Source organism: Arthrobacter sp. 10N418 (genome assembly GCF_056394725.1).
In genome coordinates this window covers 1-17,358 of the sequence record NZ_JBFTIK010000037.1, presented here as the reverse complement: position 1 = coordinate 17,358, position 17,358 = coordinate 1, and the positions used below count along the sequence as shown (strand labels likewise).

General features: G+C 65.2%; 16 protein-coding genes and 1 pseudogene. 10 read left to right on the top strand and 7 right to left on the bottom strand.

All coding sequences use genetic code 11. The features are described from left to right. Positions 1-318: 318 nt before the first annotated feature. Positions 319-762, top strand: a complete 444-nt coding sequence (locus AC1DCZ_RS18555; RefSeq protein WP_476975886.1) for a DUF1905 domain-containing protein — start codon at positions 319-321, stop codon at positions 760-762. A 425-nt stretch (positions 763-1,187) separates the two neighbouring features. Beyond that, positions 1,188-1,991, top strand: coding sequence for a hypothetical protein (locus AC1DCZ_RS18550; protein WP_476975885.1), 804 nt, complete (start codon positions 1,188-1,190; stop codon positions 1,989-1,991). Positions 1,992-2,340: 349 nt separating this feature from the next. Here the strand turns inward: AC1DCZ_RS18550 and AC1DCZ_RS18545 are convergent, their stop codons facing one another. Together AC1DCZ_RS18545 and AC1DCZ_RS18540 are read right to left on the bottom strand one after the other, a co-directional pair. Then, entirely contained in the window at positions 2,341-2,847 is a 507-nt protein-coding gene (locus tag AC1DCZ_RS18545) for a flavin reductase family protein (protein WP_476897261.1), read from the bottom strand. Further along, on the bottom strand, positions 2,831-3,199 hold the full coding sequence (locus AC1DCZ_RS18540) for a hypothetical protein (RefSeq protein ID WP_476897260.1): 369 nt from the start codon (positions 3,197-3,199) through the stop codon (positions 2,831-2,833). The genes AC1DCZ_RS18545 and AC1DCZ_RS18540 overlap by 17 nt, the downstream gene beginning before the upstream one ends. 61 nt (positions 3,200-3,260) lie before the next feature. Between AC1DCZ_RS18540 and AC1DCZ_RS18535 the strand changes: the two genes are divergently transcribed. Continuing rightward, positions 3,261-4,007 carry a dienelactone hydrolase family protein gene (locus tag AC1DCZ_RS18535; protein ID WP_476975884.1) on the top strand — a complete coding sequence of 249 codons (747 nt, stop codon included), beginning with the start codon at positions 3,261-3,263 and terminating at the stop codon, positions 4,005-4,007. Between the two features lie 137 nt (positions 4,008-4,144). Here the strand turns inward: AC1DCZ_RS18535 and AC1DCZ_RS18530 are convergent, their stop codons facing one another. After that, positions 4,145-4,459 carry an NAD(+)--rifampin ADP-ribosyltransferase gene (locus AC1DCZ_RS18530; RefSeq protein WP_476897262.1) on the bottom strand — a complete coding sequence of 105 codons (315 nt, stop codon included), beginning with the start codon at positions 4,457-4,459 and terminating at the stop codon, positions 4,145-4,147. Positions 4,460-5,194: 735 nt separating this feature from the next. Further along, complete coding sequence (locus tag AC1DCZ_RS18525; protein WP_476897258.1) at positions 5,195-5,722, bottom strand: YbhB/YbcL family Raf kinase inhibitor-like protein; 528 nt, start codon at positions 5,720-5,722, stop codon at positions 5,195-5,197. A 1,776-nt stretch (positions 5,723-7,498) separates the two neighbouring features. Here AC1DCZ_RS18525 and AC1DCZ_RS18520 point away from each other — a divergent pair. The 3 genes from AC1DCZ_RS18520 (at position 7,499) to AC1DCZ_RS18510 (ending at position 11,883) form a co-directional block, all read left to right on the top strand. After that, the gene (locus AC1DCZ_RS18520) at positions 7,499-8,740 is read left to right on the top strand and encodes a hypothetical protein (RefSeq protein ID WP_476975883.1); all 1,242 of its coding nucleotides are present in this window, start codon (positions 7,499-7,501) and stop codon (positions 8,738-8,740) included. Positions 8,741-9,378: 638 nt separating this feature from the next. Beyond that, complete coding sequence (locus tag AC1DCZ_RS18515) at positions 9,379-10,350, top strand: magnesium transporter CorA family protein (RefSeq protein WP_476975882.1); 972 nt, start codon at positions 9,379-9,381, stop codon at positions 10,348-10,350. Positions 10,351-10,854: 504 nt separating this feature from the next. Beyond that, a complete protein-coding gene (locus AC1DCZ_RS18510) occupies positions 10,855-11,883 on the top strand; it encodes a DUF6454 family protein (RefSeq protein ID WP_476897098.1) in 1,029 nt (342 codons plus the stop codon). 888 nt (positions 11,884-12,771) lie between these two features. Here AC1DCZ_RS18510 and AC1DCZ_RS18505 read toward each other — a convergent pair. Genes AC1DCZ_RS18505 through AC1DCZ_RS18495 form a run of 3 tightly spaced genes read right to left on the bottom strand, consistent with a single transcriptional unit; the run spans position 12,772 to position 14,968 of the window. Further along, positions 12,772-13,395, bottom strand: a complete 624-nt coding sequence (locus tag AC1DCZ_RS18505) for a TetR/AcrR family transcriptional regulator (protein WP_476897099.1) — start codon at positions 13,393-13,395, stop codon at positions 12,772-12,774. Then, positions 13,392-14,135: an ABC transporter permease gene (locus AC1DCZ_RS18500; RefSeq protein WP_476975887.1), complete on the bottom strand. Its 744-nt coding sequence runs from the start codon at positions 14,133-14,135 to the stop codon at positions 13,392-13,394. Before AC1DCZ_RS18500 ends, AC1DCZ_RS18505 begins: the two co-directional genes overlap by 4 nt. Before the next feature lie 8 nt (positions 14,136-14,143). Next, complete coding sequence (locus AC1DCZ_RS18495) at positions 14,144-14,968, bottom strand: ABC transporter ATP-binding protein (RefSeq protein WP_476897100.1); 825 nt, start codon at positions 14,966-14,968, stop codon at positions 14,144-14,146. Between the two features lie 319 nt (positions 14,969-15,287). Here AC1DCZ_RS18495 and AC1DCZ_RS18490 point away from each other — a divergent pair, with 319 nt between their 5' ends. The 4 genes and pseudogenes from AC1DCZ_RS18490 to AC1DCZ_RS18475 form a co-directional block, all read left to right on the top strand. Next, positions 15,288-16,316, top strand: coding sequence for an iron ABC transporter substrate-binding protein (locus AC1DCZ_RS18490; protein WP_476975881.1), 1,029 nt, complete (start codon positions 15,288-15,290; stop codon positions 16,314-16,316). A gap of 100 nt (positions 16,317-16,416) precedes the next feature. Further along, positions 16,417-16,596 carry a hypothetical protein gene (locus tag AC1DCZ_RS18485; RefSeq protein ID WP_476975880.1) on the top strand — a complete coding sequence of 60 codons (180 nt, stop codon included), beginning with the start codon at positions 16,417-16,419 and terminating at the stop codon, positions 16,594-16,596. A gap of 64 nt (positions 16,597-16,660) precedes the next feature. After that, positions 16,661-16,879, top strand: a complete 219-nt coding sequence (locus AC1DCZ_RS18480; RefSeq protein ID WP_476897103.1) for a winged helix-turn-helix domain-containing protein — start codon at positions 16,661-16,663, stop codon at positions 16,877-16,879. A 348-nt stretch (positions 16,880-17,227) separates the two neighbouring features. Beyond that, a pseudogene (locus tag AC1DCZ_RS18475) lies at positions 17,228-17,358 on the top strand (VOC family protein); the annotation flags it as partial.

Sequence of the window (17,358 nt, the reverse complement as noted above, 5' to 3'; positions counted from 1 at the left end):
GGGATTCAATCCGGACGGGCTCGCCGAGCCGGGCCGGAATGATCAGTGCCGTGTATCGTATGGCGTTCATCTTGTGTCCTCTACTCCGAGCAACTAAGACCGCATCCATAGTGCTCCCAATCCCGTCCGCACCCGGGCAGGCCGGCCGGGATGTCCCGCACCGGCATGTCATGAAGCCACGGAACCGCAGGGAACCGCACCGGGCGCAACGATCGCCGCTGCCGTTGGAAGTACAGCGCCGGCAACCTCTGAATCCCGTACCGTTTGCCTTGCGAGACGGCCTCTCGCGAAAGTCATGGTGGCATGCATACTGTGAGGATGAAATTCACCACGACCATTCAGGGCAGCGGCAACAAAGCTGGCATCGAGGTCCCTGAGGATATCGTCAACGCCCTCGGGGCTGGCAGGCGGCCGCCGGTGGTCGTGACCATCAACGGCACAAGTTACCGCAGCAGCATCGCGGTGATGGGTGGTCAGAACATGGTTGGCGTCAGCGCGGTCAACCGTGAACTGACCGGTGCATCCGCCGGGGACACCGTGGAGGTGGACCTCGAACTGGACACCCACCCGCGTGTCATAGACGTTCCCGAGGACCTCGCCGCAGCCCTGGACGCGGACCCCGCGGCGAAGGCCTTCTATGCGACGCTGAACTACAGCAGCCAGCGGCGTTACGTGGAGCCGGTCGCAGATGCCAGAACGGCAGAAACCCGCGCCCGCCGAATCGCCAAGGTAGTGAGCGACCTCAAGTCCGGCAAAAAGTAGCTCCGGAACTGTTTCCCGCGAACATCACCCTGCCCAAAATGCTACGTCCACCTGGCCGGACGCCAGTGAACACAGTTGGGCACTGACTAGTCGATGCGGCCCGCCAACAACGTGGCAGCCGGTGATTCAAGTAAGAAACGCGTGTCCGGTCCGGAATCACGCGGCTGAGTCCAGTAACGACCACCCGTGACGGTCATCGGCAGCGCTCCTAGGATTCGAAGTGGGCCGCTGCTGGCCCGTTGCAATTCGTTCGGAAGCGGGGTCCGTTCATGAAAGCCGCAAAAGTTCTCATCGTTGCTTGTCTCCTGTTCGGGTGGCCAGCCGGCCCGGCCAGCGCCGCAGACGATGCTCCGGGGACTCCTCCTCCGGATGCCGCGGCGCTGGGAAATGACATCTCCTGGCCTCAGTGCGGCGCTGACCTTCCGATGCCCGCGCAGTTCGCTGTCGTTGGCGTGAACGGCGGCCGGCCGGAGACCACGAATCCGTGTCTGGCCACGCAGCTGGCCTGGGCCGCAGGCACCGTCGGCGCGGGGGCCGGGACCCCGGTTCCGGTGTACGTCAACACCGCCAATCCAGGCCCCGACGGCTCCTGGTGGCCGGCATTGAATGCCTACGGCGGGACGGAGGTTTCCAACCCCTATGGGATGTGCGACGGCACCTCCAATGCGGCGTGTGCCTATACGTACGGCTACGCCAAGGCCTTCGACGATGTCAACCTGCGCGGCGTCCCCGACCCGGCCCACCGGCTCTGGTGGCTGGACGTGGAAACCGGAAACAGCTGGTCACCCGACACCCGGGCCAACACGGCCGATCTGGAAGGCATGACCGCATACCTGCAAAGCATCGGGGCCGACGTCGGGATTTACTCCACCACCTACCAGTTCGGAAAAATTGCCGGCAGCATTGGTCCCGGCAGCAACCTGAACAGGCTCAAGAACTGGATTCCCGGAGCGGCGGCGTCCGCGCAGGCGAACTGCGCGTCCGATCCGCTCACACCCGGCGGGACCATCACGCTGACCCAATTCACCGCCGGAGACCTCGACTACAACTACCCGTGCCCTTCAGTCCCGCCAAACCCGCCGGCCCCGCAGTCTGAGGAAGTCCCGCCGCCCTTTCCGGCGCAGACGCCGGAGCAATCTCCCCGCCCAACGTACGCCCCGCACCCCATCAGCTACAGCACCTCCCGGGCCAGTACGTTCCTGGACGGCTCCGGCGCCGGGTTCCATTGACCGATCGGCCACCCCCGGGTCACTGCTTATGGCTATCCGGGAGCTGCCCGGTTGGGGCTGTGCGCGGCCGCAAGAGCCCCGACTTCACCCGTGGGCAGGCGAGAATGATTCGACCACGCTCCGGTCCCGAACCGGTCCGAGCCACCAGCGCCTTTCGACACATTGAACAGCCTGTCCGGCCAGAGCGGGGGGCCGGGTTGGAAGCCTCCGCTCGCGTCGAGACAGCTATGAAAATGCCCCGAGAGAAAGTGCCCGGGACCATCAAACCCGGGTTAGTGTCACTGTCGGCGTGGACAAGGATTCCGGCAGCTTCCCAACTCATCCCGCCAAAACCCCGGGGCACTCGATGCTAGGCGAAGCTGGGCACCAGCAGATTCCGGAATTCCGAGGCATGGAAGATGAGTGGGTCCCGACTGTTCTCCGGAGTGGAGTATCCGTGCACCCTGAGCAGCACTACGGTGTGGTCCCCGGCTGGTATCTCGTTTTCCACTGAGCAGTCGAGCCAGAGTGAGGCCTCGTCCAGCAGTACGGCACCGCATGACGTGGCGCTCTGCCCGACACCGGTGAAGCGGTCGACGGATTTGGCTGCGATCTGGCGGCAGATGTCCGTCTGGTCCGCCGCCAGGACGGAAACACCGATTCGTTCGCTGTTCCTGATGAGTGGCCAGGTCCGGGAGGAGTTCCGCGCGGCGAACATCACCAGCGGAGGATCGAGTGAAACGCCGACGGTGAAGGTCGAAGCCACGATTCCCTCCGGCGCACCGTCCACGATCGAGCATAGGGTGGCCACCCCGGAGGGACAATGTCCGAAGGCTTCCCGCAGGGCGGCCGGGTTCAGATCATCGTTCAGAGACAAAGGATGCTTCTCTCTGCGGAGCGGAGTTGTCGGCTTGGCTGCGCCCGGCGGCCGCCGCGAAGCCGTTGGCCGGTCGGTGCAGCCCGTAGTGTTCGCGCAGGGTCCGTCCGGTGTATTCACGACGGAAGAGTCCGCGGTCCCTCAGGATCGGGGCAACCTCGGCCGCTCCCAACTCGACCCCGCCGAGCACCCAACCGGCTGGGCCCAGGCGCACCAATAGAGATTTGACGACTACAGGGGTCCTGGCGACCATGCTCCCCCAGCCGGTGCTACCCTGTCCTGAGGCCGTGAGAGAGAACGAGGAGGTGGTACCCGTGAACATGTCGACGTGGGTGCTCCCCTTGGGGGTCATGGTCGGACGATAGGGTCGTCCGGGAGCGCCCTTCAACGAGCACTCCCCGAAAGGCACGACCATGCACTTTACTTCCGAACAGCGCCACGAAGACGGCGTCCTCGAACGCGAATTCACCCTCAATGGGATTCCCGGCGTCCTTTGGACGCCCCCAACTTCTCCAGCGCCGCTAATACTGCTCGGCCACCCCGGCGGCCTACACAAGATGTACCCCCGGCTCTCAGGACGCGCCCGGCAGTCCGTGGCGCACGGCTTCGCCGCTGCCACCATCGAGCTCCCCGGTAGCGGTGACCGGCCCCGATTGTCCGACGCTAAGCAGGCCCGTGCCGATCTGCGCCGGACGCTGGCGGCCGGAGGCCCTCTCGATGAGATCGTCGACCGGCTGATCACCCCGCTGGTTAATAAAGCGGTCCCGGAATGGCAGACCACCCTGGACGCACTTCTTTCACTGCCCGATATCGATGGCCCGGTCGGCTACTCGGGCGGCCCTATCGCCATCGGCATCCGGCTCGCGCTGGTCGAACCGCGCATCGCGGCCGCCGGCCTGTTCGCCGGTAGCTTCGTGCCCCGTGCCATGTTCGGGGAGGCCAGCCAGGTCAGGATTCCGCTGCATGTCCTGCTGCAATGGGACGACGAAGGAAATGACAGGCAGCTGGCATTGGACCTGTTCGACGCCCTCGGTTCCCAGGAGAAGACGCTGCAAGCCAACATGGGCGGGCATACCGGCGTCCCCGACTTCGCCGGGGACGCCGCCGCCAGGTTCTTCGCCCGGCACCTGAAGGGAAGCCGGACCGCCACGCAAGAGTAGCCCTTAGCACCACAGGCAGACTTGGGCTGCCGCCCATCACGGACAGTTCCCGGCAGCGTAGGCCCTCACCTCGTCGATTGGCCAAAACCACCCCCGGTTCCACTCCAGTGACAATTTAGAATAGTCATCCCAGGCCATCAGCCTGGTCCGCTGAGGTTCCATGTCCATGAAGGAGCGAGGTCCTCCTCAGTTGATGATTTCGCCCCGCCCGTCTGCACGGAGTGCTGCCAGACGTTTTTCCACGCCCGGCAGCACTCCGTGCGCCAGTCCGGTCCAACCGGCGACTTCACCGATAACCCTGAGCGGGGCCGCGCTGCGATATGACCGGCGGGGTTGCCGGGGAATTTTTTATCGGTCACATTCGCGTCGTCCAGGCAAGCCCCGGTCGGTTCGACGGCGTAGACGCGCGGGGCGCCGTCAACCGCCGCGAGTCCCCCGCGAGTCCCGCACAGTCAGGAAGAGCGGACGCCGGGAAGCCATCGCTCGCCGGGATCTGATTGAGGGCAATGTGGCCACAACCGAATAGGTCTATCCGGGACCCCACACACCCGGAACATCAGATCAGAGGCAAGAGCGTGCACAATGTGCACACGAAGAACATCCAAAAAGCCCCTGAACAGGGAGAACACGTGCCCGAGGTGGAACTCGAACCGGGTTCCGGCCCTTGCATTTGCGCCACTCCCGCGAAATCCTCCGCAATCCGGCCCAGTCCGGCACCCGTACGAACTGATCCAAAGCCCAGGGTGTGCACTTTGTGCACACCCTCATTTTTGCCCACTCCAGGGCCCCTAACCAGGCTGCCTAAACGGTCGCGCGGACGGGGCGCGATTTCGCTCCGACGTGAAGGGGCCTCCGGAACCGAACCGGCCTGCTTGCCGCCAGCATTCAACGACCCGGCCGGACTGTTGAAGAATACCTCCGAGGAGCGTCGGCTGGCCCGGAAGGGCCCGGCCTGGATTTAGATCGTTCTGCGACGGACGCAGCTCGGCGTCGGCGCCGTTTCCCGCGCCGACTGCAACCGATATCCGTCGTTCGGGACGGTCCCGGCCAGGCCTACGCGAGGTGGGCGGCCATGATGGATCGCAATGACCAGAGGCCCGTAGGCAATGCGACGAGGCGGGAGCATTCGCTACCAGCGATCGCGGACGGGCGCCGTCCAGCCACCGCTGATGAGTGCCGAAGGAGGCCTACCTCTCGTACCAGCCCTCGAGTAAGGCGCGTCCAAGGGTGCCGTTGAACAGGTTGAACATCAGCAAAGCAGGCGTTGACTCTGGGTCAATGTCGATCTTCTCGGCGGCGAGGGCGAGGACCGCAAAGATGTAGCGGTGTTTCCCGGTGCCCTCGGGAGGCCCGGCGCCGACGTAGCGTTTCAGCCTGGCGTCGTTCGGAAGCTGAAATGCGCCCGGCGGGAGGCCCGAGCCCGACTCGTCGCCAGCGCCTCCGGGGAGTTCGGTGACGTCGGCGGGAATGTTCACGACGGCCCAGTGCCAGAAACCGGTGACCGTGGGCGCTTCGGGGTCGCACATGGTGACCACGAAGCTCCGCGTCTCTGGTGGGAACCCGCTCCAGGAGAGCTGCGGGGAAACGTCTTCGCCGCCGGCGCCGAAGATGCGGCTGACCTGCGGCATCGACAGCTTCCCGCCCTCCCGCAGGTCGCTGCTGGTCAGTGAGAATGAGGCCGCTGCGGGGAGGTTCTCGTAGGGGTTCCGGGTCATCTGACTTCTCCTGTGTCCTGAGATAATTGAGGTGGCCGGCAGCTCCGCGTTCCTTCAACTTGATGCGGCCGAACCCGAATTTCGACCTCCCCGTGCGGGTACCGACCTACAGGTCTTCTTCGCGGAGCAGGGCGAGGTTGCCGGACTCGAAATGGCCGTCGCAGATAGCGGCCAGAAAAGCTGGGAACTCTCCTGTCCCGGAGCGGTTCGAATTTTCCATGCCCTCATCTTAGGGTCAGAACTCGACCAAGAGTAGGTAGGCATCTTCGGCGTCCCGGTCCTTTATGAGCCCGGATCCGCAGGGAAGGCAGCTCCTGGGGCCGGTCGTAACCCGAGCGTGCCCAAACGGTGGCTCACCTCCGGAGATCGTGGCGGAGGAAGTGCACGGATGGTCGCCACGGACTTGGACCGGGCCGCAGTGAGGGTCTGGGCCCGAGGTCGCTGGCGGCCGTGAAGTCCAGGAACTGACAACCGCCCGGCCCTAGCCCGGCTCCTTCTTAGTCGTCCCGGGACCTTAGCCCAATCCCTTCAGCGCCAGCGCCCTCCGCAGCGCCTTGCGGGCATGATCGCGGCGCCAACCCGTCGTCGCGCTTTTCGCAGCCCTTTCCGACCGCCCATAGCGGGTGGCGATGTTCGTCGTGACAGCCCTGCGTTCACGCATCGAAAGCTCCATTGCCCACACTGCACACACTGCGGACCCAGACGCTGAGGGCTTCGTCCCAACCAGCCGACGCATTTTCTCTGGACAGCTGAGGCGACGCGGTCTTAGTATGGGCGAAAGTTTGGTCAGGGACGCAACGGCCGCTAGGGGGCGAACCGGTTGGCTCCAGAACCTCATCACCGCACTGCTGTCTTCCTGCGCGCATTGATAACTTCGGCGTTGGTTGCTCTGGCGTGGCTGGTCATTGACGCTGCATCCGCTCATGCCGACGCGGGGAGCGCCCCCCTTCCGTCCCTTGCCTCATCCGTGCTTATCACACCGCAGCGGGCAACGCAGGCGCTGGCGCCTACCGACCGATTGCCACTGACCGGTCCGGCAGGAGCGACACCTACTTTGCCCGTCGCCGGGGTCCCAGCAGTAGTAGTACCGAGCCCCGCGGTGGTCGGTACGACCGAGCTCGCGGTCAACGACGTCGTTGATGCTGTGGCCGCGGAAGCTGCTGTCACCCTGCCGCAGGTTCCAGAACTGCCGGCACTCAGGTTGCCCGTTCCGCCTCCGTCCGCTGTCTTGGAGGACCCCTCCGTCGTTCCGGACCTGCCTTTACCCCTCGTACTTCCGGCTAGCGACTCGCCCGCCGATGCCACCATTCTTCCTTCACCCCGGGCTGGAACCGCTCCGTCAGTAGAACTTCTAAGAACCTCTACCACTCCCCCGTCCAGGGCGGGAACTCCTGTTGACAGGGCCGCGTCCCCGCTACTCGACTCGCGTTCGGCGGAAGTATCCACATGGACGGGGGGCGGCTCCTCAACGCCCGGGAACGGTTCCGGCCACCCGCTGCATGTTCCGCTGACGCCGCCGGAGGTCAGCGGTCTGGCCGCAGGTTCTTGCAGCGGAGACGGGACTTCCTCTCAGACAGCGGCCGAACCGGCGTACGTCGGCCACAGCCGTGACCCCCAGGACGCGGGCCAATCGTCACGGGACAACTGGAACCTGCCTGAAAATCAGGCGTTCCCACCTGGCTCCTCACCTGACTGATCAGGTCGCCCCTGCCCGACTCGCGGCAGCCAGCGACCATGGGCACAATCGTGCCCGAAGACTCAATCAGGAGAACCAAAATGATGCTTACATCTGTTCGACGCGGCCTCTACGGCGCCCTTTTCGCAGGAGGAGTTCTGGTGCTCGGTGCCGGCGCAGCCTCTGCCGCCACCGGCGACCCTGTCACAGGGCCCGTGGCCAATGCGCCGGTTACCTCGCCGGTCACCATCAACACGGAAGGAACGGAACCGTTCGAAAACGCCCCGGCCGCGCCGTCCCTGACGGGCACCGGTGCACCAGTGGCCGACACCGTGACCAATGCGCCGGTTACGGCGCCGGTCACCATCAACACGGAAGGAACGGAACCGTTCGAAAACGCCCCGGCCGCGCCGTCCCTGACGGGCACCGGTGCACCAGTGGCCGACACCGTGGCCAATGCGCCGGTTACGGCGCCGGTCACCATCAACACGGAAGGAACGGAACCGTTCGAAAACGCCCCGGCCGCGCCGTCCCTGACGGGCACCGGTGCACCAGTGGCCGGCACCGTGGCCAATGCGCCGGTTACGGCGCCGGTCACCATCAACACGGAAGGAACGGAACCGTTCGAAAACGCCCCGGCCGCGCCGTCCCTGACGGGCACCGGCGCACCACTGACCGGCACCCTGACCAATGCGCCCATTGTTGGCGTAGGGACACCTTTGGCGGTGGGGCCCGACGGCCTGTCGGGTTTCGGCGCCGTGAGTGCTAACGGCGGAGCCGGAGACGTGAAGGCTGCGGCCAGCCTAAATCTGGATTTTGGTAGCGCTGTGGTTCCGGTCCCGGTCTCTAGTGCTGCCACTGGCAGCGGGGCAAATGACGCGGCTGCCGCTTCCTCTGGTCCGGGCGGGAACAGCAGTGCCACTTCCCCGACCCCATCGACCGGATCTACCATCTTGGCGCCGGTCACGTCGGCCGGAGGCTCAGGGCCCGCCGGCTTCGGGATTTTCGCTGAGATATCCGGTGCGCTGGATGGTGCACGGGTAACCGGCCCTGCCAGCGCTCCCGTGGCCCCGCTGCCCGGTGCCGCGGGGAGTGCCGGTGTCGTTGGCCCGGGGGCGAAGGCAACGCCTTCCATTCCGGGTGTGTGTCTGCGCGAAACGGGTGCCCTCAGGTTGGCGGCTGCAGAGTCGGCCAACGGGCAACAGCTTGCCGGCATGGTTCCCCAGTCTGCCGTACTGGGCGCCCTCGCCGCGGTGATGCTCCTGCTGGTGCTGCGCCGCAACCCTCACACGCTGTCGTCCGGGCGCCGGGTGGGGAACTGGCCCGACCCTTGCGGGAGCTGACCTCCGCAGGGCGGCGCTGATCCGCAGGTCACGGCACCATTGCGGATCAATTGATAGTCATTTCTGACGATCCGTGTGCTTGTGCCGCCAGCCGACGATGTCGGTTGGCGGCACATTCCTGGAGCCGGTCTCTGGCCGGTGAGGGCCCGGTCCGCTGTAAGAACCCGGAACCTCGCTTGTCAAGTGGGACCCAAACGTGAGGTGAGGTTATCTGTAGGAAGTTTTTTTGCGACATGCTGCCATGGGAGGCCGCATCTGATTTCGATTCTTCGGGACGCATGCACCGGCCAGCGGTCCCGGCAACACGAAGGGACCCCGCCCTTTGGCGGCCGGACAGGGTTGCACCTCTTAGTTGGGGTTTCCTTGGCCGACCTCGACGAGCATCTCGTCCCCGGTCTGGTGACCCGGGACGTCGTTGTAAAGTGGCGAGGATTCGTGCCCGCAGATGGGCCAACCTGATCCGGCAAAGACAAGAGAGCCCGTGCACTTCAAAATCCGCTGACATCCGGTGCCCCGGGCAACTCGGGTTCGACCAGACGCTCGCCATCTCCGGCCCCCAAGATCCTGGTGTTCGATGCCTGGACTGTCCAGTCCCCAAAGCCGGGCAAGCCCGGAGCGGGCTCCCGTACCATGGGCGGATGGTATTCATCCGGCTGTACCGCGAAGGCAAACTCGAACGCGACGATGTCAGCGCCCACGAAATCGAGGCACTCGCCCGCCAGGACGACGTCGTGCTCTGGATTGACTTCACGGACCCGACCGCGGATGACCTCCTGGGCGTCGAGACGGTCTACGGGCTTCATCGCCTCGCCGTTGAGGACGCAGTCCACGACTTCCAGCGGCCCAAGCTGGACCGCTACCCCAACCACCTCTTCCTCTCCGCCTACCAGGCCGGACTCCAGCCCGGCAACGGGGAACTCGCCATCGCCGAAATCTCCGCCTTCGTCACGCGCAACGCCTTGGTGACCGTGCACGGGCCCGGGTTCGCCACCGACAAACTGATGGCGCACTGGGACGCAGAGCGGGACCTGGCTGCGCATGGGGTGCCCTTCCTGTTCTGGGGCCTGCTTGATCTGATCGTGGACGGGCATTTCGACGCAGTCCAGGAACTCGACGGCTACATCGACACCCTCGAAGAGTCACTCTTCGATGACCACTCACCCGACCACGACCTACAGAGGAAAACCTTCGAACTGCGCAAGAACCTGGTCCGCCTCCGCCGCGTGGTCCTGCCAATGCGCGAAGTCCTCAACACTCTCCTGCGCCGGGATGACCTGATCGGCTGCAGCCCCGCCATGCAGCCTTTCCTCCAGGACGTCTACGACCACGTTTTGCGCGCCACCGAATGGACAGAATCCCTCCGCGACCTGGTCACCACCATTCTGGAAACCCACATCAGCATCCAGGGAAACCAGATGAACCTCGTCATGAAAAAGGTCACCAGCTGGGCCGCAATCATCGCCGTCCCCACCGCCGTCACCGGCTTCTTCGGGCAAAACCTGCCCTTCTTCGGCTTCCAGAGCGACTACGGGCTCTGGCTCTCGACCGCACTCATGGCCGGCGGGTCAGTGTTCCTCTACCTGGCCTTCAAAAAACGGGACTGGATCTAACCGGGAACCCCCGCCCGAGAACAGCGTCTATCGGGGATTTCGGGTTTCGCCCTTCTCCGGCGAGCTTGGCAGGGAATAGGGTCTCCGCCACAGAGACATGCCTTTCCTGCCTCCCAGACGGTGCAGAAAATGCCTGCACATCCCAGACGAGAGCGGTCTGGGGGTCGGCAATGCGCCCGGACGGGGACGGCCTTACCCGAGACACCGCCCTGGAACAACGGTCCTGAAGTCAACGTACGATCCAACTGTCACGTCCTCTGGACACCGGAGACCCCGTCCACATGATGAAGCTGCCGGCGAACAGTGGAACATCCGGAATAGCGTGGCCCCGGGTTAGCCCCGCAGGGTGTATCGCGCACCGGCGCTACCGCGCGCCTGGGTTTGGACGGCCGCTTATAGGCCGTCCGGCTACCTGCTGTTCACCACGGCGCCCCGGGTCGTTCATTACCGGGAAGTAACGTAGCGAGCTCGTGATAAGACCCGAACCCTTTGAGAGGCTCCCCCATGAGCGCGACCCGCACCCGAGGCATCCTCACGGCCGCCGCAGCCATCATCCTGGCCGCGTCCGCTATCGGCGGCACAGTGGCCGCGCAGGCCGCCGGCAACAACGACCAGCAAGGCGGCGATAATGCCGGATCCGGCGCCCACGCCAAAACGGACACTGCCCTGGCCGACGCGTTCAACAGTGTTGACCGGAACACCAAGTGGCAGCAGACCTCCAAGCTGAAGCTGAACTTCCCGACGTACCACACCGAAGGCATCGCCTACAGCCAGGACCACATCTTCCTCTCGGCCGTCCAGATCACCGAGCCGACCACGAAGTTCCCGGCCCCGCAGAACGGCTTCGACCGCACGCCCGGCAAGGGCATAGGCCACCTTTTCGTCATGGACAAATCCGGCAACCTGCAAAAAGACATCATCCTGGGCGAAGGCGACATGTACCACCCGGGCGGAATTGACTTCGACGGCACCAACGTCTGGGTCCCAGTGGCCCAGTACCGGCCCGACAGCAGCGCCATCATCTACCGCATCGACGCGAACACCCTCGACGTACACAAGCAGTTCGAGGTCAAAGACCACTTCGGCGGCATTGTGATGGACAAACAGACCGGCCACCTGGTCGGCAACACCTGGGGCTCGCGTCGGTTCGCCGAATGGGACCTGCAGGGCAAACAGCTCTCAACCTGGGAAAACCCGAACTACTTCATCGACTACCAGGACTGCCAGTACGTGCCCAGCTCCAAGATGATCTGCGCCGGGATCACCAACCTCCCGCAGACCCCGGCAGCCGGAGGCACCGGTGCCACCTACGAACTCGGCGGCATCGCGTTGATCGACCTCAAATCCCACAACGTGCTCCGCGACGTTCCCTTCCAGCAGTGGTCCACCGCCGGGCACGTCGCAACCCGCAACCCGTTCAAAATGACCGCCGACGGCAACCACCTCACCATGAAGACCGCCCCCGACAACGGCGACGAAGGCAACGGAACCGAAATCCTCACCTACGAAGCAACCGTCACCCCCGCCAAATAACCCCAGACACCCCGCAACCGGCCCCGGCACGCCGGGCTCCGCCTCCCACGTTCGACGCACGGGAGGCGGAGTCCGGCCCGGGCCGGGTGCCTCACCGGACACCCGCACAGCGTTCGACTGGCGGCCATCCGCGGCCGGCACCCCCCGAACAGGAACGATTGCCCCCGGGCCAGCCGGCCGATACCGCCCGGTCCGGCCGCCGGTAAACCTCCGACATCCCCGGCGAGGCTCCGCTGTGCACGGGATGATCGGCCGTGCCGCAGACAGTCCGAGTCGCGGCGCCTTCCCACCACGCTAAACGCCTGCCCGGCGATTGACCCGGCAACCGCCCCTTTGACCCCCCGCGCTACGTCCGCTACGGTGACCGGAGTTCATCCGCATCCCCCCAGCACGCGGATGGACCGCCACAACGGCTAAGCCCCACTACCGGCCACCGCCTCCGGTCCGTAGCGGGGCTTAGCTGCGCCCCCCGGTCTTCTGTGCCGGTCCCGGATGCGCACCGGTCCCGCCAGGCCTGGGCGCAGCCACCGGGTCGGCGCCCCGACCGGGCGCCCGACAGCCGCCGGGCCGGACGTTGACACCAAAGACAGGAACAATACCGGGCGAGAACGTTGAGCCGATCCCGCGCCGTATCCGGAACGTTTCCGTGTCCCCGGGGCCTTGGAGTGAAATCCGCGGGAGACTGTTTGGGCGTGCGTGGTGCGGAGAACATCACCGCCGTTGGTGCACGAAGGTGCATCCCGAAGCCTGACCGTCCCGCGATGGGACGGTCAGGCTTTGGCGTGCCCGGGCACGACCATCGGTCCCCCGCTGGTCCGGCCGGCGCATCTGGCCCGTTTACGGCCTGGCCGGGCCATCCCGCGTCGGCCTGGCGACCACAGCTGCAAGCTACCCGGGTGGTGTGTCATCCAAATTACCCGTGAGATAGCGCTGGACGTTCGGGGCAACCATCCGCACCACGTCCTCGGGCGGAGCCGACGCCAGCGGCTCCAGACGCACCACATACCGCACCAGCATCAGTCCCGCCATCTGGGTGGCGATCAGGTTTCCGCGCATAGTGACTTCCTCCGCCGGCCCCGGCACTCCGGTCATGATTCGGGACAGGATGGTCCGGGCGAGCATTTCGCGTAGAAGCGCGGTCTTGGCCGTCGAGCCGATAGTGCCGCGGATGAAGGCCAATATTCCGTGACGGGCGGGGCCTTCCCAGAGGCGCAGCACAGCCCGGACGATTGCCTCGGCACGCTCTGAGGGGCCCAGGTCTTCCACTCCGGCCAGGACTTCGTCCGGGTCAGCGGGAAGTTCCACGCTCAAGGCGAAGAGCTCGTCCTTGCCCTTGAAGAAGTGGTGGACCATGGCCGGGTCGACTTGGGCTTCACGGGCCACTTGCCGCAGGCTGGTGCCGTCGAAGCCGTTTTCGGAAAACAACAGCCGGGCCGCGGCCAGGATCTGCTCCCTCGACTCCGTTCCGCCGCTCCGCCTCCCCCGCCGAAGCGGCCGAAGGCCGCCGCTCACGAGGTCCGCCGCCGCAATGTCAGCGACGCCAGCACCAGAACCCCGAACACGACGGACGTCATGACGGTCGTGTCCTGCCACATTGCGGACGTGGCTTCGACATGGCCCGCGATCTCCTGGAGCGCATCCACCGAGAACGTCAGCGGCAGTACGTTGGAGATCGCCTCGAGGACCTCGTTCATCCGCTCCCGGGCCACGAAGAGCCCGCACAGCAGGATTTGCGGTATCACCACCACGGGCATGAACTGCACAGCCTGGAACTCCGTGCGGGCAAACGCGGAGCACAGCAGTCCCAGGGCCACGCCCAGCACGGCGTTGATGACGGCGATCATGACCACCAGCCCGGGGCCACCCTTGATGTCGAGGCCGAAGACCCAGTACGCCACGGCGGTGGCCACGACCGATTGCAGCGCCGCCATGATGGAGAAAGCCAGGGCATAGCCGAACAGGAGATCGGCCTTGTGGATGGGCGTGGTCAGCAGCCGCTCCAACGTCCCGGACGTCCGCTCGCGCAGCATCGTGATGGAGGTGACCAGGAACATGACCACAAACGGGAAGATGGCCAGCATCATTAGACCTACGCGATCGAAGGTCCGTGGGAACCCGGAGGACAGGGTCTCGTTCTCGAACAGGAAATAGACGGCGGTCAGCAACAGCGCAGGTACCACCATGATCAGCGCCATGCTGCGGTGGTCGTGACGCAGTTGGTCCAGCACACGGGCCGTCGTGGCCAGCATCATCCGCGGGTTCATCGTGCCGCCTGTCCTTCCTGTGCCCCCGAGCCTGGGTCCGGGCCGGCCTCTGCGTCCTGGATCATGCGCAGGAACGCCTGTTCGAGGTCGCTGCTGCGGCCCCGCCCGGCGAGCTCGGCGGGAGTGAGCTGCGCCAGCAGCAGTCCGTCCCGCAACAGCAGCAGGGACGAACAATGCGAGGCTTCCTCCATAACGTGGCTGGACACCAACAGTGTGGTTCCTGCCTCGGCCATAACAGCAAAGCGCTGCCACAACTCGGCTCGCAAGACCGGGTCAAGGCCGACCGTCGGTTCATCCAGGACGAGCAGCTTCGGATACGAGACGAGCGCGCAGGCGAGTGACACCCGGCTGAGCTGTCCACCGGACAGGTCTGCCGTCTTCTGCCGGGCGAACTGTTCAAGCCCGACGGCGGCAATTGCCTCGGCGGTGTCGCCCGCCGTCGCGCCGTACATAGCCGCGAAGTACCTGACATTGGCTTCCACGCTCAGGTCCGTGTAGACGCTGGCCGCCTGGGTGACATATCCGACCTCGCGCCTCAAGGAGGGCTCGCCGGCCGGCTTCCCGAGCACGCGGATGCACCCGCCGGTGATTTTCTGAACCCCCACGATGGCGCGCATCAAGGTGGTCTTTCCGCTGCCGGACGGCCCGAGCAGCCCAGTGATGCGGCCGGGCTCAATGGTGAAGTCCAGGCCCCGCAGGATCTGAGTGCGGCCCCTTGAGATCTGCAGGTTCGAAGCTTCGACGGCCGGGGCCCCGGCAGAATCGGGTATGCCATCCTGGCCCCTGCGGGCTGTGTTGTCAGTAGCGACGCGGGACACCATGACCTCCAATGGTCAACAATTCATCAGATGATGAAATCACGCTAAACCCGGCCGCCGCCTGCCGTCAACGGTGCGTGGCGGGCGCATCCTTCAAAACCTCCCACCCGCTTCACGGGGTCCTGCACCGGAACGGTCACCGCCGGATTGCGACACAAATCCATACCCTAATTCGCAAAACTGACGTCCATGGAATATCTTAGGTGAGCCTTACCTACTAAATTCGTGTCCGGTTTCAGGCCTGCCTGATTGGGCCGGATCCGTGTTTCTGCCGTGACCCCGCCCCTTTCCTCCCCGGAATGGGGTCTATGAAAGGCCCCCGATGAAGCTCCGCATCAAAACCGCCGCCGCCGCCACGGCCGCGCTGCTGGCACTCTCGGCCTGCGGCGGCAGCCCGGCTCCCGGCGCTTCGGGTTCCGTCGGGGACGGGATCGTTGTCTACAACGCCCAGCACGAAAATCTCACCACCGCCTGGGTGGCCGCGTTCACCAGGGAAACAGGCATCAAAGTCACCCTCCGCAACGGGGATGACCTGGAGATGAGCAACCAGCTCAGCGAGGAAGGCAAGAACTCCCCCGCGGACGTCTTCCTCACCGAAAACTCCCCCGCCATGGTCCGCATCGGCGGCGCAGGCCTCCTCGCCCCGGTCGACCAGGCCACGCTCAGCCAGGTCCCGTCCGGGTACCGGCCCTCCACCGGAGACTGGACCGGCATCGCCGCCCGCTCCACCGTGCTGGCCTACAACAAAACCAAACTCACCCCGGACCAGCTCCCGAAATCCCTGATGGACCTGGGAGACCCGGCCTGGAAGGGACGGATCGGGGCCTCCACCGGCGGCGCGGACTTCCAGGCGATCATCAGCGCCATGCTCGAGCTCAAGGGCGAAGACGCCACCCGGGCATGGCTGGAAGCGGCCAAAACGAACGTCAAAGCCTACAAAGACGACACGCCCGTCCTCGCGGCCGTCAACTCCGGCGAGGTCGACGCCGGCATCCTCTACCACTACTACTCCTTTGTGGACCAGGCCCAGACCGGAGAGAACAGCAAAAACGTTGAGCTTCACTACTTCAAGAACCAGGACCCCGGCGAGTTCGTCAGCGTCTCCGGCGGCGCTGTCCTGGCCTCCAGCAAAAAACAAGCCCAGGCCCAGCAGTTCCTGAACTTCATCACCGGTACAACCGGCCAGCAGGTCCTGCAGGGCGGCGACTCCTTCGAATACACCGTCGGCAGCGACGTCCCCGCCAACCCCAAGCTGACCCCCCTCAACCAACTCCAGGCCCCGGCCATCGACCCCGCGAAACTCAACAGCACCAAAGTCACCGACCTCATGACCCAGGCCGGACTCCTCTAAACCGCCAGCCGCCACACACCATCCTCCAAGGCCCGGCTCACGGGAAATGCCACGGAAACGCCCCGGACATCGCCCATCCACACAATGGAAAATGCGCCCCATGTCTTCCCGCCGCACATTTCCCGCCACCTGTGCCCATCCCGGTCCGGCCGACCCAGCCGCACCACACGGTCCCGTCCTGATCATTCGCCCGGACCAGGGTGTGGCAGTGGACATGGCCCGCGAACTTGCCCTTGCTGTTCGGCTCGCCGGCGGCACCCGGATCGGGACGACAATCTGACCGGACCCTTCACGACAGCGGACGTGGCGTTGCGCCTGCGCTGGCTCACCGCAACGCCAGCGCCGTGGCCCTTGATCCCGAGCTCACCGTCGGGGACCTGACGCTCCGTCCCCGATGGCTGCTTGCCCGTAGAGGCGACTGCCAGGTCCCGCTGACGAAAACACAGTGCCCGGTCCTGCAGCTTCTGATGGAGAACCCCGGGACCGTCGTCCGCGAAGACGAAATCGTGACGCAGGTATGGCCGGGCAATCTCGACCGGGGCGGCAGTAACGTCGAGCTGTAGATCTCCTATTTGCGCCGGAAGATCAGCGCCGCCGGTTCGCCGATGATCCACACCCTTCGGAGCATCGGCTACCTGATCAAACCAGCCCCGACCAGCCCGGCGACCCTGCCAGCGAACGACCCGGCCTAGCCGTAGTCCGGACAAAAAGTCAGGAGCTTTGCACCGAACCCGGTATCGGGCGGCGGACCCTGCGCCACGGACTGCCTCCACACGGATCCGTTCAGCTCTCGACGCGTGGTGATCGAATGGCGGACTGCCCCGCGAAGTCCCCCTGTTGCCAAGCAGTGACCCGCTGTTAGCATGGCCCGGTACTTCCATGACCGCCCCCATAACCCTGGAGAATCCATCATGACGACCCGCCTCAATCCATATCTGAGCTTCCGCAACAACGCCCGTGAAGCCATGGAGTTTTACAAGAGCGTCTTCGGCGGCGAGCTGGTGACCAACACCTTTGCCGACTTCCACGCGAGCCAGGAACC